This is a genomic window from Cupriavidus sp. 10L43_2 (genome assembly GCF_056395265.1).
Genome location: NZ_JBFTJE010000010.1, coordinates 151,680 through 172,748, shown reverse-complemented (window position 1 = coordinate 172,748; position 21,069 = coordinate 151,680). Strand labels below are relative to the sequence as shown.

The window sequence follows — 21,069 nt, the reverse complement described above, 5'->3', positions numbered from 1 at the left end:
ACGGCCGGCGTTGGTTGCCGGCCGCATGTCTTCGATTTCGTTGATTTCAGGTCTTCACGCCGCTTTAATCACCGAGGGTTTCCGGCCTGATTGTCAGTCGGATTCCGATTCCGATTCGGATTTGCGTTCCGCGGTGTCCGGCCTTATTCCACGGCCTTGAACATGTCCTCGACCACCTTCTTGGCATCGCCGAACACCATCATGGTCTTGTCCATATAGAACAGCTCGTTGTCCAGGCCCGCGTACCCGGCCGCCATCGAGCGCTTGTTCACGATGATGGTCTTGGCCTTGTACGCCTCCAGGATCGGCATGCCGGCGATGGGCGACTTCGGATCGGTCTTGGCGGCCGGGTTGACCACGTCGTTGGCGCCCAGCACCAGCACAACGTCGGCCTGCCCGAACTCGCTGTTGATGTCCTCCATCTCGAAGACCTGGTCGTACGGCACCTCGGCTTCCGCCAGCAGCACGTTCATATGGCCCGGCATGCGGCCCGCCACGGGGTGGATCGCGTACTTTACGATCACGCCCTTGTCGTGCAGCTTCTCGGTCAATTCTTTAAGTGCATGCTGAGCGCGGGCCACCGCCAGGCCGTAGCCGGGCACGATGATCACGGTTTCGGCATTGCCCATCAGGAACGCGGCGTCGTCGGCCGAGCCGGACTTCACGTTGCGCTGGGCCTGCGCGCCGGCCGGGCCGGCTGCCGCCGCGTCGCCGCCGAAGCCGCCCAGAATCACGTTGAAGAACGAGCGGTTCATCGCCTTGCACATGATGTACGAGAGGATGGCACCGGACGAGCCGACCAGCGAGCCGGCGATGATCAGCATCGGATTGTTCAGCGAGAAGCCGATGCCCGCCGCCGCCCAGCCCGAGTACGAGTTCAGCATCGAGACCACCACAGGCATGTCCGCGCCGCCGATCGGGATGATGATCAGCACGCCCAGCACGAAGGCCAGCGCCAGCATGATGAGGAACGGCAGCCACGCCTGCGACAGGAAGAAGATGATGCCGAAGCCGAACATCGCCACGGCCAGCAGCAGGTTCAGCCAGTGCTGGCCCGGGAACACCACCGGGGCGCCCTGGAACAGCCGGAACTTGTAGCGCCCCGCCAGCTTGCCGAAGGCGATCACCGAGCCCGAGAACGTGATGGCGCCGACGAAGCAGCCGATGAACAGTTCGATCCGGTTGCCGGTGGGAATCAGGTGCGAGCCAGCCGGCGCGATGCCGAACGCAGCCGGCTCCGCCACGGCGGCCACGGCGATGAACACCGCCGCGAGACCGATCAGCGAGTGCATCGCCGCCACCAGTTCCGGCATCTTGGTCATCTCGACCTTGCGCGCCACATAGGCGCCGATGCCGCCACCGACGACCAGCGCGCCGAAGATCAGCGCCAGGCCCGTGCCCACCGACGACTGGGCCGTGCCCGCCGCCAGGAACTCCTCCTYGAGCTTGACGATCAGCGCCAGCGTGGTCACCACGGCGATGGCCATGCCGATCATGCCGAAGGTGTTGCCCTTGCGGGCCGAAGCGGGGTGGGACAGGCCCTTGAGCGCCTGGATGAAGCAGACCGAGGCCACGAGGTACAGCAGCGTGACGAGGTTCATGCTGACGAGTCCGGTCATCGTGCCCCCTCCTTGCCAGCCAGCTTCTTCGGTTCCTTCTTCTTGAACATCTCCAGCATGCGCTGGGTCACGAGGAAGCCGCCGAACACGTTGACGGCCGCCAGCGCCACCGCCAGCGTGCCCATGACGCGGCCCACGCTGCCTTCCGTGAGGCCGGCCGCCAGCATGGCGCCGACGATGATGATGGCCGAGATCGCATTGGTCACGGCCATCAGCGGGGTGTGCAGGGCCGGCGTTACCGTCCAGACCACGTGGTATCCCACGTAGATTGCCAGCACAAAGATGATCAGGTTGATCACCGTGTGGTTCACCATCTCCATCGACTTCTCCTCGTTGCTTTCGAATTCTTCGTGCTTCGTATCGATGTGGGACTGCAGGGCCGGCACCGCCACCGCGCCGGGCGGCTCGCCCCGGGCGCGGCTATCGCAAAAAATCCAGAAAGATCAGTCGATCTTCTTGATTTCCTTGATGCGGTTCTTCTCGTCCACCAGGATGACCTTGGGCTTATAGGTCTTCACTTCCTCGTCGCTCATCGGTGCGTAGGTGCAGATGATCAGGTGGTCGCCCAGGTGCGCGCGGCGCGCGGCGGCGCCGTTCAGCGAGATCTCGCCGCTACCGCGTGCACCCTTGATGATGTACGTGGAGAAGCGCTCGCCGTTCTGTACGTTGTACAGCTCGATCTTTTCGAACTCCTTCATGTCGGCAGCGTCGAGAAGATTCTCGTCGATGCCGCACGATCCCTCGTAATGGAGGTCCGCCTGCGTCACGGTGACACGGTGGAGCTTGGCGCGGAGCATGTTGCGTTGCATGGGTGATACGTCCTTGGTTGAGGCTGGGTGGGCCGTCCGCCGGTGTGTCCTGGCGTGGCGGCTCCGGTTGGGAATCTAGGCGGCCTGCCTGACGAGCTGGCCGTCCTTGCACATCAGGCAGGCGGCGACGATGTCGTCCTCAAGGTTGAGCGTGTAGCGCGCATCCTTGTCGACGATCAGCTTGAGGAAGTCGAGCACGTTGCGCGCGTAGAGCGCCGAGGCGTCCGCGGCGACCATGCCGGCCAGGTTGGTGTAGCCGATCAGGACCACGCCGTGGCGTTCCACGACCTCGTCGGCCACGGTCAGCGGGCAGTTGCCGCCCTGGGCGGCGGCCAGGTCGACCACTACCGAGCCGGGCTTCATCTGCTTGACAGTGTCTTCCTGCAGCAGCACGGGCGCCTTGCGGCCCGGGATCAGCGCGGTGGTGATGACGATGTCGGCCTGCGTGGCGCGCTGGTGGACCAGTTCCGCCTGGCGGCGCATCCAGTCGGCCGGCATGGGACGGGCGTAGCCGCCCACGCCCTGGGCGATCTCGCGTTCCTCGTCGGTCTCGAACGGTACGTCGAGAAATTTGGCGCCAAGCGACTCGATCTGCTCTTTTACGGCGGGGCGGACGTCCGAGGCCTCGATCACGGCGCCCAGCCGCTTGGCCGTGGCAATCGCCTGGAGACCGGCCACGCCGGCGCCAAGGATCAGCACGCGCGCGGCCTTCACCGTGCCGGCGGCCGTCATCAGCATCGGCATGAAGCGCTGGTAGTGGTGCGCGGCCACCAGCACGGCCTTGTAGCCGGCGATGTTGGCCTGCGACGACAGCACGTCCATGCTCTGCGCGCGCGTGGTGCGCGGCGCGGCCTCGAGCGCGAACGCGGTGATGGCCGCACTGGCCATGCGCGCGTTGTTCTCGATATCGAAGGGATTGAGCATGCCCACCAGCACGGCGCCCGGCTTGATCTGGGCGCGCTCGGCATCGTCCGGTGCCCGCACCTTCAGCACCAGCTCGGCGCCGAAGGCATCGGCAGCCGTGCCGATCCGTGCGCCGGCGGCTTCGAACGCCGCGTCGGGAATGCTGGCGCGTACGCCTGCGCCAGCCTGCACCGTGACCTGATGCCCTTGGGCAACGTACTTCTTGATGGTCTCCGGGGTGGCGGCGACGCGTGCCTCGCCTGCCCGCGTTTCCTGCGGGATGCCGATATGCATCGTCAATTTCTCCTTTAGCTGGCGTCGTATCTGATTGGGCGGGCTGACGTCCTGGCCCGTTGGTCCACCGCGGCGCGGCGCACCAATTTTTGCGCAGCTTACCCGAAACTTACGTTCGGTGGTGACTGCCCGGTCGACGATTTGTGCGGTCGCCACGACTCATTTTTGCGACGCATGAAACGACTCGTTTAATGCAGGCCGGATTCCCTCTTGATTCGAACATGTTGCCGGGGCGTCCAATCTTGATGCCGATTTGATGCGCCGCTCCGTATCGTGACGGGTACGCCGCTTTCCCCCTTTTTCGGGGAAGGGCGCCTCCAAACACCCGTTACGCATCCAGCATCCATGATCGCTACCCGCCTTACCGCCCTCGTACTCCTTGCCGCCCCGTGCGCCACCGCGCTCGCCCAGGAGGCGGAAGCCTCGCCGCACACCTTCACCGCCAATGTCACGCTGGCCAGCGAATACCGCTACCGGGGCCTGATGCAGTCCGACCGCCGCCCGGCCATCCAGGGCGGGTTCGACTACACCCACGCGAGCGGGCTCTACCTCGGCAACTGGAACTCAAGCATCAGCTGGCTTTCGGACAGCAACGCGGAAGTCTCCGCCCCGGTGGAGATGGATTTCTACGGCGGCTTCCGCAACACGTTCAAGCTGGCCGACGCCGAATTCAACTATGACCTCGGCGTGCTCGAGTACTACTACCCTGGCGATTATCCGAGTGGCTTCACGCGTCCCTACACCACCGAGGTCTATGCCGGCATCGGCTACGGCCCAGTGTTCCTCAAGTACTCGCACGCGCTGACCAACCTTTTCGGATTTGGCGACACCAAGAACAGCTACTACATCGACCTCACGGCCAACGTGCCGCTCAATATGTGGGACCTGACGGTCAACGCGCACGTGGGCTACCAGGGCGTGAAGAACCTCAGCGACGCCTCGTATACCGACTGGAAAATCGGCGTGACCAAGGACTTCGGCAAGGGCCTGAGCGTGGCCGTAGCCTACCTCGACACCAACGCCAAGCGTGGCACTTATACGAATTCGCATGGCCGCTACATGGGCAAGGCGACCGCGCTCGCGTCCATCACAAAGACGTTCTGACCGGGTTCGACGACGCGGCGTTGATGCGTTGTTGATACCCGGCGCCGCGATTGCTGCATCAATTTGAGACGCCGCTCCCTAGCATGGAGCCATGTTCCACAGACGATCCGCCCCGCGCGGATTCAAGCGTAATGCGACAGTCGCGACAGTCCTCGAGCCTCGCCGTTGCCTTTGCCACCGTCCCGCGCCGCCGCGCCGGGCGTGACGCCCTGCCAGCCTCCGCCGCCAGCGATGGCCACTGGATCCGCCTGCGCCTGGCGGTGGCCTCGGCGCAGGTCTTCATGCTGCGCCAGACGCTGCACGTGGCCATCGGCAAGCTCGCCCGTGTGTATGTGGTGGAGGTGGACCATCGGCACGGGGAAACCACGCTCCATGTGGAAGTGGAGCGCGCCGGCCGCGACGCCGCCATGCACGCCATCATGACCGCGCTGCCGGCCGCCGAGTTCGGCATCACGACGATGCTGGGGAGCGATCATGCCGCGCACTGATTCGGTCATCGGCGATGGCCTGTGGCTGCCGCTGGTCACGCCGCTGCGCCACGGCGCGCCCGACCTGCGCGCCGCCCAGCAACTGGCCGCGCACTATGCTGGCGCCGGTGTGGATGGCCTGATCGTGCTCGGCACGACGGGCGAGGGCGGCCTGCTGACCGAGGCAGAGCGGCTGATGGTCACCGCAGCCGTGCTTGAGGTGGCGCAGGGCCGCATGCCGGTCATGGCGGGCGTGGGCGGCGTGGACACGCGCTCGGTCTGCGAGCAGGTGCGCACGCTGGATCGATTCGACCTCGCCGGCTACCTCGTCCCGCCGCCGTACTACCTGCGCGTGTCGGACGAGGGCATCGCCTGGCACGTGCGCCGCGTGGCCAGCCAGACGGCGCGCCCGCTGATGCTCTACAACGTGCCGAAGCGCACCGGCTCCACGATTTCCCCCGCGCTGGCACTGCGGCTGGCCGACCATCCGCAGGTCGTGGCGATCAAGGAATGCGACCGCACCGGGCTGCGCGCGTTGGCCGGGCAGGATGCCCTGCGCGTGTTCTGCGGCGAGGATGCCGCCATGCTCGACCACCTGCTGGCCGACGGCGCAGGCGTGGTGCCGGCTGCCGCCCATATCCGCCCGGACTTGTTCGTCCGGCTGCTGCAACTGGCCCGCACCGGCTGCGACGAAGCGGCGCGCGCGCTGTTCCGCCAGCTCTCGCCGCTGATCGACCTGATGTTCGCCGAGCCGAACCCCGCGCCGGTCAAGGCCGCGCTGGCGCTGGCAGGCCTGGCCCGCGCCGAGGTGCGCCAGCCGCTCACGCCGGCCACGCGCGCGCTGACGGCCCGCCTGGAAGCGGCCATGGCCCTGCTGCCGCCCGCGGTGTTTCCGCCCTTTCCGCCTTCATCCCTGCACATTCCGACAGCAACCGGTAAAATGCCGGATTGCTTAAAAAATGTGCATCATGTCACGTGAATGGAACGCCAGCGTCACAGTTGCCGCTGTCATCGAACGCGGCGGCCGCTTCCTGTTGGTTGAAGAGGAAACGCGCGACGGCCTGCGGCTGAACCAGCCGGCCGGCCACCTGGAAGCGGGCGAGAGCCTGATCCGCGCCGTCGTGCGCGAGACCCTCGAGGAAACCGCCCACACCTTCGAGCCGCGCGCGCTGATCGGCTGCTATATGAGCCGGGGGCTCTCCTCGCGCGACCAGGGCGACACCACCTATATCCGCTTCGCCTTCACGGGCGACCTCGGCACGCTCGATGAAGGCCGCCAGCTCGATACCGGCATCATCCGCACGCTGTGGATGACCGCCGAGGAACTGCGCGCCTGCCCCGAGCGCCATCGCACCCCGTTGCTGATGGCCTGCGTGAACGATTACCTCGCCGGCAAGCGCTTCGCGCTGGATGTGCTTTATACGCATCCCACAAGCGTGGCGGTCAGCACCGGAGACGCATCGTGAGCGGCAAGCGGGTGGTGGTGGGTATGTCGGGCGGGGTCGATTCGTCGGTCACCGCGTGGCTGCTCAAGCAGCAGGGGTACGAAGTCATCGGCCTGTTCATGAAGAACTGGGAGGACGATGACGACAGCGAATACTGCTCCACGCGCGAGGACTGGCTCGACGTGGTGTCCGTGGCCGACCTGATCGGCGTGGACGTGGAGGCGGTGAACTTCGCCGCCGAGTACAAGGACCGCGTGTTCGCCGATTTCCTGCGCGAATACTCGGCCGGGCGCACGCCCAATCCGGACGTGCTCTGCAATGCCGAGATCAAGTTCAAGGCGTTCCTGGACCACGCGATGTCGCTCGGCGCCGAGACCATCGCCACGGGCCACTATGCGCGCGTGCGGCAGGCGGACAACGGGCGCTTCGAGCTGCTCAAGGCGTTCGACCACACCAAGGACCAGAGCTACTTCCTGCACCGGCTGAACCAGGCGCAGCTGTCGCGCACGCTGTTCCCGCTGGGCGAGATGCCGAAGACGCGCGTGCGCGAGATTGCCGCCGAAATCGGCCTGCCGAACGCGAAGAAGAAGGATTCGACCGGGATCTGCTTTATCGGCGAACGGCCGTTCCGCGACTTCCTCAATCGCTACCTGCCGACCAAGCCGGGGCCGATGAAGACGCCCGAGGGCAAGGTGGTGGGGGAGCACATCGGGCTGGCGTTCTATACGCTGGGCCAGCGCAAGGGCATTGGCCTGGGCGGCAGCCGCGAAGGCAGCGGCGACGCCTGGTACGTGGCGCGCAAGGACATGGCCAATAACACGCTTTACGTGGTGCAGGGGCACGACCATCCGTGGCTGCTGACGCCGGTGCTGGAAGCGGCGGACCTGTCCTGGGTGGCGGGTGAGCCACCTGCGGCCGGCGCCGAGATGGCGGCCAAGACGCGCTATCGCCAGAGCGATGCGGCCTGCCGCGTGGAAGCGGCCAACGGCGAGGCGCTGAAGCTGGCCTTCGCCGAAGCGCAGTGGGCGGTGACGCCGGGGCAGTCGGCCGTTCTCTACGACGGCGACGTCTGCCTGGGCGGCGGCATCATCCAGTAATTGTCTGATGAGGCACATCGGCGCACAGAGGCGCCGGCGTGCCCAATCTACCGCTCAACCCGCCGAAGGCGGGGCGGTGTCGATGAACGACTGGCGCTTCTCGATCTTTTCCTGGAACGCGGCGAGGTTCGGGTACTGCTCGCGCCAGGCGATGTCCGGGAAACGGAAATCCAGATAGGCCAGCGCGCAGCCCACGGCCACATCGGCCAGGGTGAAATGGATGCCGGTGCACCACGGGCGGTCGCCCAGGCCGGAAGACATCGCGCCCAGTGCGGCGTCGATCTTGGTCCGCTGGCGCTTGACCCATGATTCGCTGCGCTGGCCCTCTTCGCGCTGGGTGGTTTCCAGGCGGACCAGCAGCGCGGCGTCGAGCAGGCCATCGGCCAGGGCTTCCCAGCAGCGYACYTCGASGCGCTCGCGGCTGCCCTGCGGAATCAGGCGGCCGACTGGCGACAGCGTATCGGCGTATTCGGCGATCACGCGCGAATCGAAGACCGCGCCGCCATCCTCCATGACCAGGCAGGGCACCTTGCCGAGCGGGTTGAACTGGCCGATGATGGTCGCGGGCGACCAGACGTTCTCCTCGATCATCTGGTAGTCGACCTTCTTTTCCGCCAGCACGACGCGCACCTTGCGCGCGTACGGGCTGGTGTGGGACGCATACAGCTTCATGTTCTCCCCTTGAGCTTGTTATGAAGTGCATCGGCGCTCTGTGGCTGCCATGGCGCCCTGGCGGGCGGCATGTCGATGGACTTCATAACAGGCTACTGGAACGGCGAGCGCGAGTATACCCGCGCCGGCCCGCGGATGCCGTGTCAATGCGGCGCTTCGCACGCTCTGTGTCGCCTGACCCATGGCGCGCCGCACAGGCGCGGTGGGCGATGGTAAAATCCCGCGTTGCGCGATGCCGGCCAGCCCTTTGTGGCGTGCCGGCGGCAGGTCCGATGGCGCGCCCGGCGGCTCGCCCCGTGCGGCGCATCGGTCGCTTGAAGCCGCCCGCCTCGCCAGTCTTCGCATGGTTACCGCGCCCCCGCGGAAACCCGTCTTCCCTCTTTCTCCCGGTTGCCAGCATGTCCACCCCATCCCTTTCGCCGCTCACCGCACTGTCTCCCATCGATGGCCGTTATGCCGCCAAGGCCGACGCGCTGCGCGAGTGGCTCTCCGAGGCGGCCTTCATGCGTAATCGCGTGAAGGTCGAGGTCAACTGGCTGATCGCCCTGGCCCAGGCCGGCCTGCCGGACGTGCCGAAGTTCTCGGCCGATTCCGAGGCGAAGCTGCAGGCACTGGTGGAGAACTTCACCGAAGCCGACGCCGCCCGCATCAAGGACATCGAGGCCGTGACCAACCACGACGTCAAGGCCGTGGAGTACTGGCTCAAGGAACAGGTCAAGGGCAACGCCGAGCTGGAGGCCGCGAGCGAGTTCATCCACTTCGCCTGCACCTCGGAAGACATCAACAACACCTCGCACGGCATGATGCTCAAGGGCGCCCGTGACGGCGTGCTGGTGCCCACGCTCCAGCGCGTGCAGGCCCGCCTGGTGGAACTGGCCAAGGCCAACGCTACCCAGCCGATGCTGTCGCGCACGCACGGCCAGCCGGCCAGCCCGACCACGCTGGGCAAGGAAATGGCCAACGTGGCCGCCCGCCTGGCGCGCGCCATCGAGCGCATCCAGCGCGTGGAACTGCTCGGCAAGATGAATGGCGCGGTGGGTAACTACAACGCCCACCTGTCGGCCTACCCGACGTTCGACTGGGAAGCGTTCTCGAAGCAGGTGATCGAGTCGCGCCTGGGCCTGAGCTTTAACCCGTACACCATCCAGATCGAGCCGCACGACTACATGGCCGAGCTGTTCGACGCCATCGCGCGCGCCAACACGATCCTGCTGGACCTGAACCGGGACGTGTGGGGCTATATCTCGCTGGGCTACTTCAAGCAGCGGACCAAGGCCGGCGAGATCGGCTCGTCGACGATGCCGCACAAGGTCAATCCGATCGACTTCGAGAACTCGGAAGGCAACCTCGGCCTGGCCAACGCCGTGCTGCGCCACCTTTCGGAAAAGCTGCCGGTTTCGCGCTGGCAGCGTGACCTGACGGACTCCACCGTGCTGCGCAACATGGGCGTGGCGTTCGGCTACAGCCTGCTGGCCTACGAGGCCTGCCTGCGCGGCCTGGGCAAGCTGGAAACCAATCCGGAACGCCTGAACGAAGACCTCGACAACTGCTGGGAAGTGCTGGCCGAGCCGGTGCAGACCGTGATGCGCCGCTTTGGCGTGCCGAACCCGTACGAACAGCTCAAGGAGCTGACGCGCGGCAAGGGCATCTCGCGCGAGGCGCTGCAGACCTTCGTGTCGGGCCTGGCGATTCCGGACGATGCCAAGCAACTGCTGCTGGACATGACGCCGGCCAGCTACATCGGCAAGGCCGTGGAACTGGCGAACAAGATCTAAGGGCGCAGGGGACCCGGAAGGGTCTGAAGCGATGAGGAAGAAGGGCTGGCGTTGCGCTGGCCCTTTTTTTCGCCCCTGCGGCAATGCGTCACATCAAATCATTTGAACGACTTCATGAAGTTCCGCATCTCATAGCGCACGGACGAATGCCAATAATGCGAGAATTCCTGCCAGCAGGGTAGGGCGACACAAGCCCCCGCTGGCCGATGGCCGGTCCGGACGATCGCTATAAGAAAAATCGAAGGGATTCACAGACATGACTTCATACGGGGTGCACAGCGTCGCGCGCAGTCGCGGCGGCAATGGTGCCAATGGCTACACGGCGACCGCTATCGGCCTGCACTGGCTGATCGCGTTCGGCATTTTCGCGGCGTTCGGGCTGGGCCTGTACATGACCGGCATTCCGGGCCTGACGCCGACCAAGCTCAAGCTCTTCTCGTGGCATAAATGGCTCGGCGTGACGATCTTCGCCGTGGCCGTGCTGCGCGTGCTGTGGCGCGCTACCCACGCCGCACCGCCCGTGGCGGCCGGCACGCCGGCCTGGCAGGCCCGCGCCGCCGCCGCCGCGCACCATCTGCTGTATGTGCTGATTATCGTGGTGCCGCTGACCGGCTACTTCTATAGCCTATCGGCCGGCGTGCCGGTGGTCTACCTGGGTCTCTGGAAGATGCCGGTACTGATCGAGGCCAATACCACGCTCAAGCCGATCCTGCAGGCCGCCCACGCCTGGCTCAACTACCTGATGGCAGGTATCGTGCTGCTGCACGCGGCCGCCGCCATCAAGCACCAGGTGATCGACCGCGACGGCACGCTCGCCCGGATGATTCCGTTCCTGCGCTGAATGACATCGTATTTTCCTGAGAGGAGTGCACCGATGAAACGCATGACCCGTCCTGGCGCCATCGTCGTGGCCGCCGCGCTGGCCACGGCCGGCCTGGCCGCCAACCTGGCCTGGGCGCAGATCGACACAGCCAAGAGCACCGTCACCGCCACGGCGCGGCAGATCGGCGTGCCGATGGAAGGCAAGTTCAAGAAATTCGACGCCACGGTCGATTTCGACCCGGCCAAGCTGGCCACGTCGTCCGCCAAGGTGGAAATCGACGTGTCGAGCTTCGAGATCGGCGATGCCGAGACCACCAAGGAGGTCAAGGGCAAGGACTGGTTCGACGCTGCCAAGTATCCCAAGGCCGTGTTCCAGTCCACCGCCATCAAGGCCGGCGCGGCGGGCAAGTACGATGTGACTGGCAAGCTGACCATCAAGGGCAAGACCCTGGACGTGGTGGTGCCTGCCACGTACAAGCAGGACGCGGCAGGGCAGGTGTTCGACGGTGTGCTGCCGATCAAGCGCACCGTGTTCAATATCGGCGACGGCGAATGGAAGGACACTTCCGTGGTGGCCGACGACGTGCAGATCAAGTTCCACATCGTAACCCCGGCGAAGAAGGGCTGAGGCAGGCCGCGTGCCCGCCCATCGATTTCCTCGCTGTATTTCGACTTTCCTCTCCAACCTTTTGACGGGAGACCTAGACATGAAGATGCGCACCCTGTTCGCGGCTGTTGCCGCTGCCTCCGCCACGCTGGCCGCCGGCGCCGCCATGGCCAATGCCGTGACCTACAACGTGGACCCGACCCACACCTACCCGAGCTTCGAGGCCGACCACCTGGGTGGCCTGTCCAACTGGCGCGGCAAGTTCGACAAGTCGACCGGCGTGGTCACGCTGGACCGCGCGGCCAAGGCCGGCACGGTCGAGATCAAGATCGACCCGTCGTCGATCGACTTCGGCAACGCCAAGCTGAACGAGCATGCCAAGGGCCCGGAAATGTTCGACGTGCAGGCCTTCCCGGAAGCCACGTACAAGGGCAAGTTCTCGAAGTTCAAGGGCGACGTGCCGACCGAAGTGGATGGCGTGCTGACGCTGCGCGGCGTGTCCAAGCCGGTGAAGCTGGAAATTCGCCAGTTCAAGTGCATCGAGCACCCGATGCTCAAGCGCGAGGCATGCGGCGCCGATGCGGTGGGCCAGTTCAACCGCGCGGACTTCGGCATCGACTACGGCGCGAAGTACGGTTTCAAACAGGACGTCAAGCTGGCGATCCAGGTGGAAGCCGTCAAGGCGGACTAAGTCAGGCGTTTGTTACAAGACGCGAAGGGCCGGCAACACGCCGGCCCTTTTTTTCGTTCCTGCCGATACCCCTCTTCATGGCGCGGAAGCAATGTTGTATGGTTTCCGACAGCCACAGTRCAATGGCTCGCCGCAGTCCCACCTTCGGGGGCGCCGCGCCTGCCATTCCTGGCGTGCGTCTGCCCCATAACCGGTCACGCGCATTGTTATGAGTATTGGCTGCATTCCCTGATTCCGGTATCCCCGCCGCAAGCTTCTTGCCTGAGCTGTACCCGGCCGGCCCCTTCGGGTGCCCCGGCCCGCAGCGTTCCCTGGATTTCCCTGGCGCGATACCGTGTACTCCAAAACGCAAATCGATCCGGTAGTTAGCTTCCGCAACTCGCAGGGCGAGCAGGTGCGGGGCACGATCATCAATCTCCAGCGCAAGTCGCTGGTGATGGAAATCTACAATCCTTACTCGATCGTTCAGGTCAGCGAGGTGCTCAGTGAGCTGAGCGTGCGGATGGGGGCGAAGAACGCCTACCTCGGCAAGGCCGTGGTCATGAGCCTGGTGAATACCGGCCTGACCGCCGTGGTCTCCCTGACGCTGATCGACGAATGGCGCGAGCTGACCGACGTCAACGACGCACCGAAATCGGTCGCGCGCGAGGCCGAACTCTTCGTGCAGGACTGGGACACCCGTTTCAATATCCGCCGCGACTACCAGATCGTGGTCAACGAGATGCGCGCGTATCTCTCGGAGGTGTCGCGCTGGGTCGAGCAGGTGGACCTGACCGAGTCGCTGCCGAAGACCGAGGGGCGCCTGCGCGAGGACGTGTTCTACGAGCTGGCCGTGCCGCTGATGGGCAAGGTCAAGGTCTACCTGGACTGGCTCGAGGGCGAGGCCCAGCAGGTGGACCCCGAGATCGCCCCGGTGCACCGTACCTACGCCCAGGCGGCCCTGCACCCGCTGCTGCTGCGAGCCCCGTTCGTCTATCGGACATTTACGAAGCCGCTCGGCTATGCCGGCGACTACGAGATGGTCAACCAGATCCTGAGCGACCCGCAACAGGGGCCGACCACGTACTTCCAGATCGTCAACACGGCGTTTCTGAAGGCGGCGGTGGCCACCGCGCACCGCAACCGGATCGACCTGCTGGTCGATTACCTGACCCGCCAGGCCGAGCGCGCGCGCGCCGAAGGCCGGCCGTTCCGCGTGCTGAACGTGGGCTGCGGGCCGGCGTTCGAGATCCAGCGCTTCGTGCGCGAGTATCCGAATCCGGAACTGCTGTCGTTCCAGCTCGTGGATTTCAGCGAGGAAACGCTCGCTTACACGCGCAGTTCCATCGAGCGCTCGGCGGCTTCGGCCGGGCACAAGGTGTCCGTCGACATGGTCCACCAGTCGGTGCATGACCTGCTCAAGCGCCGCATCTCGCCCGACGACCCCACCACGCGTACGTTCGACGCCRTGTACTGCGCCGGGCTGTTCGACTACCTGTCGGACAAGGTCTGCGCGCGGCTGCTGACCTATTTCGCCTCGCGCACGCGCCCGGGCGGCAACCTGCTGGTTACGAATGTCCACTCCGACAACCCCGAGAAGTTCGGGATGGAGCACCTGCTGGAGTGGTACCTGATCTACCGCGACGAGGCCAGTATGGCCTCGCTGCTGCCGGAGAACTCGAATGCCCACCGACTCTATGTCGATGAAACCGGCGTCAATGTCTTCGCCGAAGCCGCTATCCAGTGACGCCGAGGCGGCGCCGTCCGCCCCGGCCGCGCGTGGCAACGAGCTGTACGCCGGCTACCAGTCCGAACTGGCCGACTTCCGCCTGGCGTTCAGCCGGGGCGGCGCCTACACGGCCATCGTACTGGTGCTGCTGGGCGTAGGGCTCGACTACGGCCAGTATCCGGACAAGCAGCTGCCATTCGCCGTGGCGCGGATCGTGGTGTCGCTGCTGATCGCCGGGGTGATCGTCGCGCTGTACAGCAACGCCGGCCGCCGCTTCGCGCCGTGGCTGACGATGTCGTGGCTGCTGCTGCCGCAGATCATGATCGCGTGGATGATCTCGCAGACCGAAGGCGTGGAGTCGCCGTACTACGTGGGCCTGAACCTGGCGATCTTCGCCTCGGGTATCGCGCTGCCGTTCGGGCTCTGGCAGAACCTCGTCTTCGGCGTGCTCTCGTACCTGCTCTACGCCGCGGCGTGTTTGCTGCACTCGGGCGGCGTCGAGCCGATGGGCACTTTCATCGTCAATTCGCTGTTCCTGCTCTTTGCCGCGGCGGCCAGTGGCGTGTACACGTTCTTTAATGAACGGGCGCGCTTCATGCTGTTCCGCCTGAAGGCCGAAGTGGCTGACAAGAACACCGAACTCGAGGTCATCAACCGCAAGCTGGTCGATATCAAGGGCCAGATGCTCCAGCAGGAGAAGATGGCGGCCATCGGTACGCTGGCGGCGGGGTTGCTGCACGAAGTCAACAATCCGGTGAACTTCTGCCTGATGGCGATCGAGGTGGCCATGGAGGAACCGGTCACCAAGAACGAGCCGGGCCTCGAGGAATGCCTGGTCGATGCCAAGCAGGGCATGCAGCGCATCCAGCATATCGTCTCCGACCTGAAGACATTCGCCTACCGCAAGCCGGGGGCCGAGGTGGAGGGCACCCCGTTCCTGTTCGAGAAGGCGCTCGACTCATCGGTCCGGCTGACCGCGCACGAGTTGCGCGGCGTAAAGGTCACGCGCGARTTGCCCRMCGATACGCTGGTRMTGGGCGACGAAGCGGCSRTKATCGGCGTGCTGATCAAYYTKTTYTCSAATGCCGCGCTGGCCATGCGMAAGGCCGGTACGCAGCAGCCTGCCATCCACACCACGGTGAAGTGGACCGATGGGCGGATGCACGTGGCCGTACGCGACAACGGGCCGGGCATCGCGCCGGAGCATCTCGCGCGCGTGTTCGAGCCGTTCTTCACCACCCGCGAGGTGGGCCAGGGGCTTGGCCTCGGGCTGTCGATCAGCTACGCGGTTGTCGAGCGCCACGGCGGCGTGCTGTTTGCCGAGAGCGAACTGGGCCAGTGGGCCGCGTTCAGCTTCGACCTGCCGCGCGCGGAGTGAGGGGGCAATGAGCGATACCAGCCAGCCGCGCCCGACCGTGCTCTACGTCGATGACGAAGAGATGGCGTGCAAATACTTCGCGCGGGCCGTCGGCAACGAATATGAGGTGCTGTCGGCCACCAGCGCCGATGCCGCCATGGCGGTGCTGCACGCACATCACGCGCAGATTTCCATTCTAGTAACCGATTTCCGCATGCCGGGGCGTGATGGCGGTGATTTGCTGCGCCAGGTGGCGCAGGAATACCCGCACATCGTCCGCCTGCTCGTGACGGCCTATGCCGACAAGGACATGCTGCTGAAGACCGTGAACAGCGGCGAGGTCTTCCGCATCCTGGAAAAGCCGCTGGCCGTGGCCGAGATCCGCGACGTGCTGAGGCTGGCCGGCGAGCGCCACCGGGAACGCGCGGTCCGTCAGCAGCGCCTGATGGCCATCGACGAGACGCTGGCGTTCCTGGCCCATGAGCTGAACACCCCGCTGGCGGCCATCGCCAACTTCGCGCGCGGCATCGGCTCGCGCGTGGCGGGCGAGTACAGCCCGCAGCGCAACGCCGAGATCGGCCATGCGGCCGGTGCGATGCATGACAACGCCCAGTATTGCCTGGCAGTGCTGTCGTCGTTCCTGCAGTCCGTGCGCAGCAGCGCGGGCACGGTGGCGCCCAAGCCGGGTGTTGGGCAGGAGGTCAGCGCGGGCGCGTTGGTGGCGTCGCTACTGGATACCTATCCTTTTGCCGATAACCAACGTGACTGGGTGCAAGTTGAGCTGCATGGCGATTTTCCGGTGCCGACGCTGCCGAATTGCGTGGCGCTGGTGCTGTCGTCCGTCATGAGCAACGCGCTGCGGGCGCTGGGCGACGTGCCCACGCCGGCGCTGCGCTTCGTGGTGGTGGCTGGCGAGCGCCCCGAGATCCGTATTGCTGACAATGGTCCCGGCATTCCCCCGGAAGTGATGGACCGGCTGCTTGTGGACCCGGTCACGACGCACGCGGCGGCCGGCGGCAGCGGCCTCGGCATGATTTTCTGCAACCGCGTGATGCAGTCGTTCGGCGGCGGCATCCGCATTGCGTCGGCAACCGGGGCCGGCACCACCGTTACCCTCGATTTCCCAAATTTCAAGAATCGTATGCACAGGAGTGATCGATGAGCGAACTGAATACTACGCAGGCACCCCCGGCGATTCTGTTCGTCGATGACGAGGCCACGGCCGTCAAATACTTCCAGCGCGCCATTGGCCAGCTGGCTCCGGTGGTAACCGGCGGCTCGGTGGAGGAGGGCAAGGCCCTGCTCGACGCCCATGCCGATAGCCTCGCCGTGCTGGTTTCGGACCAGCGCATGCCGGGCGAGTATGGCAATGAACTGCTGCGCTACGCGCGCGAGCGCTACCCGCACATTGTGCGCATCCTGACCACGGCCTATTCGGAACTGGACCAGACCGTGGAAGCGGTGAACCAGGGCCAGATCCATCGCTATATCAAGAAGCCGTGGGATATCACCGCGCTGCGCATGGAGCTGAAGCAGGCGCTGGAGCTGGCCGGGCTGCGCAAGGAGCGTGACCAATTGCTGCGCGAGAAGCTGTCGGTGCTGCAAAAGCAGACCGTGGCCACGCGCGTCGGCATGGTGCAGGCGTTGTGCGCGAGCCTGATCGGCCCGGGCCGCTTCCAGCCGGTGGAAACCTATCTCGCCGGCACCTCGCTGGCTGGCGCGCGCAACGCGGAACCTGACTGGCAACGCCTGGACTACGCCGATCTGGTCGGCGCGGAGAGTCAGCGCAGCGGCACGTTCGGCCACGCAGTGGGCAAGCGGCTCATCGAATTGCGAGGTCGTCTGGCCGGGAAGGGTGCCGCCGACGCGGTGGCGGTCCTCGCCGAAACGCTGGGCGACGGCGCCGTGCGGCGCGACGGCGATACTGTGACCTGGCTGGCCCCGTCGGCGCTCGGCGAGTTCGTTGGCAACCCGGTGGGCGAGGTGGTTTCGGCCGGGCACGCCGACTGGCTGGCCGTTCTGCTATGGATCGAGGAAGCCGGTGGCGCGCTGAAGTTGCAGCGCGAGGCCGATGCCATCTCGGCACGCGCCGGCGTGCGGACCGAGACGTTCGCTTCGGACCGCCTCGCGGTGTGGATCGAGCAGCTGTCGGACTAAGCCTGCGGCATAGCAACGAAAAAGGCGCCCTCGGGCGCCTTTTTCGTTTCCAGCGTGCCAGCAGCCGTCAGGCCTGCGCGCCGAAGTTCGGGTCGTTGCGGTCGTTGGTATCGCCGGGCTTCTTCTCGCCCTTGATCAGGTCCTCGCGCTTCACGCCCAGCCACATCGCCAGCGCCGCAGCCACGAACACCGACGAATAGATACCGAACAGGATACCCACCGTCAGGGCCAGCGCGAAGTAATGGAGCGTCGGGCCGCCGAAGAAGAACATCGACAGCACCATCATTTCGGTCGAACCGTGCGTGATGATGGTCCGCGACATCGTGCTGGTGATCGCGTTGTCGATGACCTCGTGCGTGGTCATCTTGCGGTACTTGCGGAAGTTCTCGCGAATCCGGTCGAAGATCACGACCGACTCGTTGACCGAGTAACCCAGCACCGCCAGCACCGCCGCGAGCACCGACAGCGAGAATTCCCACTGGAAGAACGCGAAGAAGCCCAGGATGATCACGATGTCGTGCAGGTTGGCGATGATGCCCGCCACCGCGAACTTCCACTCGAAGCGGAACGACAGGTAGATCACGATGCCGGCCACCACGCACAGCAGCGCCAGCAGGCCATCCGTGGCCAGTTCCTTGCCCACCTGCGGGCCGACGAACTCCACGCGCTGGAGCTTCACGTCCGGCGTGGCGGCCTGCAGCGCGCCCATGACCTGCTCGCTCTGCTGGGCCGAGGTCACCGGCTTGCCGTCCGGACCCTTCTGCAGCGGCAGACGGATCATGATGTCGCGCGAGGTGCCAAAGTTCTGCACCTGCACGTCGGTGTAGCCGAGCTTGCCGACCTGTCCCCGAATCTTCTCAAGGTCGGCCGCCTGCGAGTAGGTCACCTCCATCACCGTACCGCCGGTGAACTCGATCGACAGGTGCAGGCCCTTCTGCCAGAGGAAGAAGACAGCCGCGGCAAACGTCAGGAAGGAAATCACGTTGAAGACCAACGCGTGCTTCATGAACGGAATGTCGCGCTTGATGCGGAAAAATTCCATGATGTTGTCCTGATGTGTCCGTGCTTACTTGGCGACCGGCGTTTCGGTGTCCGGCTTCCAGATCTGGCCGATGGCCACGCTCTGGAGCTTCTTCTTGCGGCCGTACCAGAGGTTGACCAGGCCGCGGTTGAAGAACACCGCCGAGAACATCGAGGTCAGGATGCCCAGGCAGTGCACCACCGCGAAGCCGCGCACCGGGCCCGAACCGAAGGCCAGCAGCGCGAGGCCGGCGATCAGGGTGGTCACGTTGGAGTCCAGGATGGTGGCCCACGCGCGGTCGAAACCGACCGCGATGGCCATCTGCGGCGAGGCCCCCGAGCGCAGCTCCTCGCGGATACGCTCGTTGATCAGCACGTTGGCGTCGATGGCCATGCCCAGCACCAGCGCGATAGCGGCGATGCCCGGCAGCGTCAGCGTAGCCTGCAGCATCGACAGCACGGCAATCAGCAGCAGCAGGTTCACGCCCAGCGCGGCCACCGAGAACATGCCGAACAGCATGTAGTACAGCACCATGAACACGGCGATGGCGCCGAAGCCATAGGCCACGGAGTCGAAGCCCTTCTGGATGTTGTCCGCGCCCAGCGACGGGCCGATCGTGCGTTCCTCGATGATGTCCATCGGAGCCGCCAGCGAGCCGGCGCGCAGCAGCAGCGCCAGGTCATTGGCCGCCTCGGTCGAGTACGAGCCCGTGATCTGGAAGCTCGAACCCAGTTCCGACTGGATCGTCGCCACGGTCAGGACTTCACCTTTGCCCTTCTCGAACAGCACGATGCCCATCGGCTTGCCGATGTTCTCGCGCGACACGTCACGCAGCACGCGGCCGCCCTGGGCGTCGAGCTTGATGTTGACGGACGGGCGCTGGTTCTGGTCGAAGCCGGCCGAGGCGGATTCGATGCGGTCGCCGGTGAAAATCACCTGCTTCTTGAGGACCACCGGCGCGCCGTTGCCCTGGGTGAACAGCTCGCTGCCGAACGGCACCGGGTCGCCCGGACGCGGGTTGCGCGGCGCGTCGTTGTCGGCCAGGCGGGCCTCCAGCGTGGCCGTGCGGCCGATGATGTCCTTGGCCTTGGCGGTGTCCTGCACGCCGGGCAGCTGCACCACGATGCGGTCCGCGCCCTGTTGCTGGATCACCGGCTCGGCCACGCCGAGTTCGTTCACGCGGTTGTGCAGCGTGGTGATGTTCTGCTTGACGGCGGCGTCCTGCACGGCCTTGCGGGCTGCGTCGGTGAACGTGCCGACCACGTTGTTGCCGTCCATCGTGAACGACAGTTCCCGCAGGCTGTCGGCCAGCACGGCGCGCGCGCGGTCGCCATCGGCGGCGCTGCCGAAGCGCACGATCAGGCGGGCGCCATCGCGGTCGATGCCGCCATGGCGGATGTTCTTGTCACGGAGCAGGGTGCGGGCATCGCCGGACAGGCTGTCCAGCTTCTTGTCCACCGCGCCCTTCATGTCCACCTGGAGCAGGAAGTGCACGCCACCGCGCAAATCCAGGCCCAGGTACATTGGCAGCGCGTGCATCGCGGTCAGCCAGCGCGGCGAACCGGACAGCAGGTTCAGCGCCACCACGTAGGTCGGGTCGGCCGGATCCGGGTTCAGCGCCCGGGTCAGCGCATCCTTGGCCTTGAGCTGCTCGTCCGTGGTGCGGAAACGCGCCTTGACCGAGCCGGACTGGCCGGACACGTCGAAGAACACGCCGTCAGGCTGGAGCTGACTCTGCGCCAGCACCTCCTCCACGCGCTTCTGCATGGACAGGTCGACCTTGACGGTGGCCTTGGCGGACGAGACCTGCACGGCCGGGGCCTCGCCGAAGAAGTTCGGCAGGGTGTAGATGATGCCGATGGCCAGGGCCACCAGGATCACGATGTACTTCCAAAGCGGATAACGATTCATCTCTGGCCAGTCATTGCGGTTGGCGTGGCCGACGGGCGCGCGGGGGGCGCGCCGATCCGGCCGGACCGGTTGGCAAACAGCCGCCTGGCAGCCCTGGCCGGGTCCGGTATGGACCCGCGGGCTGGTTCAGGCGGCTGCTGGGGCATGCGCACGGCAAGATGAACAGCCGTGCTGACGAACATGCCGGGAAAATCAGGCGGGTTCAGGCGCCGCATGCGTGGCGCCCGGCGGGCCCGGTCAGAGCGACTTCAGCGAGCCCTTCGGCAGCACCGTGGTCACGGCATTCTTCTGCACGGTGACTTCGGTGCCTTCGGAGATTTCCACTACCACGTATTGCTCGTTGACCTTGACCACGCGGCCCAGGATGCCGCCGGCGGTGACGACTTCGTCATTCTTGGCCAGCGCTTCCATCATCGCCTTGGCTTCCTTCTGGCGCTTCATTTGCGGGCGGATCATGATGAACCACAGCACCGCAAACATCAGGATGATGGGCAGGAAGCTCATCAGGCCACCCGCCGCGCCACCGGCGCTGGCAGTCTGGGCAAAAGCGTTGGAAATCAGCACGTTACTTCTCCGTCACAAAGGTCAATCAGGGAATCGGGCATTCTAT

At 65.5% G+C, this 21,069-nt stretch carries 21 protein-coding genes; 13 read left to right on the top strand and 8 right to left on the bottom strand.

Annotated elements, in window-relative coordinates; all coding sequences use genetic code 11:
- Positions 1–143: 143 nt before the first annotated feature.
- The 4 genes from AC1DEL_RS16315 to AC1DEL_RS16300 all read right to left on the bottom strand — a co-directional run bounded on the left by AC1DEL_RS16315 (position 144) and on the right by AC1DEL_RS16300 (position 3,625).
- Positions 144–1,619, bottom strand: coding sequence for an NAD(P)(+) transhydrogenase (Re/Si-specific) subunit beta (locus tag AC1DEL_RS16315; RefSeq protein WP_477159125.1), 1,476 nt, complete (start codon positions 1,617–1,619; stop codon positions 144–146).
- On the bottom strand, positions 1,616–1,939 hold the full coding sequence (locus AC1DEL_RS16310) for an NAD(P) transhydrogenase subunit alpha part 2 (RefSeq protein WP_477108740.1): 324 nt from the start codon (positions 1,937–1,939) through the stop codon (positions 1,616–1,618). The genes AC1DEL_RS16315 and AC1DEL_RS16310 overlap by 4 nt, the downstream gene beginning before the upstream one ends.
- A 123-nt stretch (positions 1,940–2,062) precedes the next feature.
- Positions 2,063–2,428, bottom strand: a complete 366-nt coding sequence (gene panD / locus AC1DEL_RS16305; protein ID WP_092298805.1) for an aspartate 1-decarboxylase — start codon at positions 2,426–2,428, stop codon at positions 2,063–2,065.
- A 75-nt stretch (positions 2,429–2,503) separates the two neighbouring features.
- The gene (locus AC1DEL_RS16300) at positions 2,504–3,625 is read right to left on the bottom strand and encodes a Re/Si-specific NAD(P)(+) transhydrogenase subunit alpha (protein ID WP_092298808.1); all 1,122 of its coding nucleotides are present in this window, start codon (positions 3,623–3,625) and stop codon (positions 2,504–2,506) included.
- 345 nt (positions 3,626–3,970) lie between these two features.
- Here AC1DEL_RS16300 and AC1DEL_RS16295 point away from each other — a divergent pair, with 345 nt between their 5' ends.
- From AC1DEL_RS16295 to mnmA, 5 genes are all read left to right on the top strand, one after another.
- Positions 3,971–4,729: a TorF family putative porin gene (locus AC1DEL_RS16295; protein ID WP_477125972.1), complete on the top strand. Its 759-nt coding sequence runs from the start codon at positions 3,971–3,973 to the stop codon at positions 4,727–4,729.
- Between the two features lie 131 nt (positions 4,730–4,860).
- On the top strand, positions 4,861–5,217 hold the full coding sequence (locus tag AC1DEL_RS16290) for a hypothetical protein (protein ID WP_092298814.1): 357 nt from the start codon (positions 4,861–4,863) through the stop codon (positions 5,215–5,217).
- Positions 5,204–6,175, top strand: a complete 972-nt coding sequence (locus AC1DEL_RS16285) for a 4-hydroxy-tetrahydrodipicolinate synthase family protein (protein ID WP_092298818.1) — start codon at positions 5,204–5,206, stop codon at positions 6,173–6,175. Before AC1DEL_RS16290 ends, AC1DEL_RS16285 begins: the two co-directional genes overlap by 14 nt.
- Complete coding sequence (locus AC1DEL_RS16280) at positions 6,156–6,662, top strand: NUDIX hydrolase (RefSeq protein WP_092298821.1); 507 nt, start codon at positions 6,156–6,158, stop codon at positions 6,660–6,662. The genes AC1DEL_RS16285 and AC1DEL_RS16280 overlap by 20 nt, the downstream gene beginning before the upstream one ends.
- Entirely contained in the window at positions 6,659–7,738 is a 1,080-nt protein-coding gene (mnmA, locus tag AC1DEL_RS16275; RefSeq protein ID WP_477125973.1) for a tRNA 2-thiouridine(34) synthase MnmA, read from the top strand. Before AC1DEL_RS16280 ends, mnmA begins: the two co-directional genes overlap by 4 nt.
- A gap of 54 nt (positions 7,739–7,792) precedes the next feature.
- Here mnmA and AC1DEL_RS16270 read toward each other — a convergent pair whose 3' ends face one another.
- Positions 7,793–8,410 (bottom strand): glutathione S-transferase C-terminal domain-containing protein, encoded by a 618-nt coding sequence (locus AC1DEL_RS16270; RefSeq protein WP_477159124.1) that lies wholly within the window; start codon positions 8,408–8,410, stop codon positions 7,793–7,795.
- Positions 8,411–8,808: 398 nt separating this feature from the next.
- Here AC1DEL_RS16270 and purB point away from each other — a divergent pair, with 398 nt between their 5' ends.
- From purB to AC1DEL_RS16230, 8 genes are all read left to right on the top strand, one after another.
- Positions 8,809–10,185, top strand: a complete 1,377-nt coding sequence (gene purB, locus AC1DEL_RS16265; protein ID WP_092298830.1) for an adenylosuccinate lyase — start codon at positions 8,809–8,811, stop codon at positions 10,183–10,185.
- Between the two features lie 256 nt (positions 10,186–10,441).
- Positions 10,442–11,026 carry a cytochrome b gene (locus tag AC1DEL_RS16260; protein ID WP_441592270.1) on the top strand — a complete coding sequence of 195 codons (585 nt, stop codon included), beginning with the start codon at positions 10,442–10,444 and terminating at the stop codon, positions 11,024–11,026.
- Between the two features lie 33 nt (positions 11,027–11,059).
- The gene (locus AC1DEL_RS16255; RefSeq protein WP_092298836.1) at positions 11,060–11,635 is read left to right on the top strand and encodes a YceI family protein; all 576 of its coding nucleotides are present in this window, start codon (positions 11,060–11,062) and stop codon (positions 11,633–11,635) included.
- Positions 11,636–11,714: 79 nt separating this feature from the next.
- The gene (locus tag AC1DEL_RS16250; RefSeq protein ID WP_092298839.1) at positions 11,715–12,305 is read left to right on the top strand and encodes a YceI family protein; all 591 of its coding nucleotides are present in this window, start codon (positions 11,715–11,717) and stop codon (positions 12,303–12,305) included.
- A 334-nt stretch (positions 12,306–12,639) separates the two neighbouring features.
- Positions 12,640–14,031, top strand: coding sequence for a class I SAM-dependent methyltransferase (locus AC1DEL_RS16245; protein WP_477159123.1), 1,392 nt, complete (start codon positions 12,640–12,642; stop codon positions 14,029–14,031).
- Positions 14,003–15,391, top strand: coding sequence for a sensor histidine kinase (locus AC1DEL_RS16240; RefSeq protein WP_477159122.1), 1,389 nt, complete (start codon positions 14,003–14,005; stop codon positions 15,389–15,391). The genes AC1DEL_RS16245 and AC1DEL_RS16240 overlap by 29 nt, the downstream gene beginning before the upstream one ends.
- A gap of 7 nt (positions 15,392–15,398) precedes the next feature.
- On the top strand, positions 15,399–16,532 hold the full coding sequence (locus AC1DEL_RS16235) for a hybrid sensor histidine kinase/response regulator (protein WP_092298845.1): 1,134 nt from the start codon (positions 15,399–15,401) through the stop codon (positions 16,530–16,532).
- A complete protein-coding gene (locus AC1DEL_RS16230; protein ID WP_092298848.1) occupies positions 16,529–17,527 on the top strand; it encodes a response regulator in 999 nt (332 codons plus the stop codon). Before AC1DEL_RS16235 ends, AC1DEL_RS16230 begins: the two co-directional genes overlap by 4 nt.
- Before the next feature lie 67 nt (positions 17,528–17,594).
- Here the strand turns inward: AC1DEL_RS16230 and secF are convergent, their stop codons facing one another.
- The 3 genes from secF to yajC form a co-directional block, all read right to left on the bottom strand.
- The gene (gene secF / locus AC1DEL_RS16225) at positions 17,595–18,569 is read right to left on the bottom strand and encodes a protein translocase subunit SecF (protein ID WP_092298851.1); all 975 of its coding nucleotides are present in this window, start codon (positions 18,567–18,569) and stop codon (positions 17,595–17,597) included.
- A gap of 24 nt (positions 18,570–18,593) precedes the next feature.
- Positions 18,594–20,459 (bottom strand): protein translocase subunit SecD, encoded by a 1,866-nt coding sequence (secD, locus tag AC1DEL_RS16220; protein WP_092298854.1) that lies wholly within the window; start codon positions 20,457–20,459, stop codon positions 18,594–18,596.
- Between the two features lie 237 nt (positions 20,460–20,696).
- Positions 20,697–21,023: a preprotein translocase subunit YajC gene (gene yajC, locus AC1DEL_RS16215; RefSeq protein ID WP_092298857.1), complete on the bottom strand. Its 327-nt coding sequence runs from the start codon at positions 21,021–21,023 to the stop codon at positions 20,697–20,699.
- Positions 21,024–21,069 lie beyond the last annotated feature (46 nt).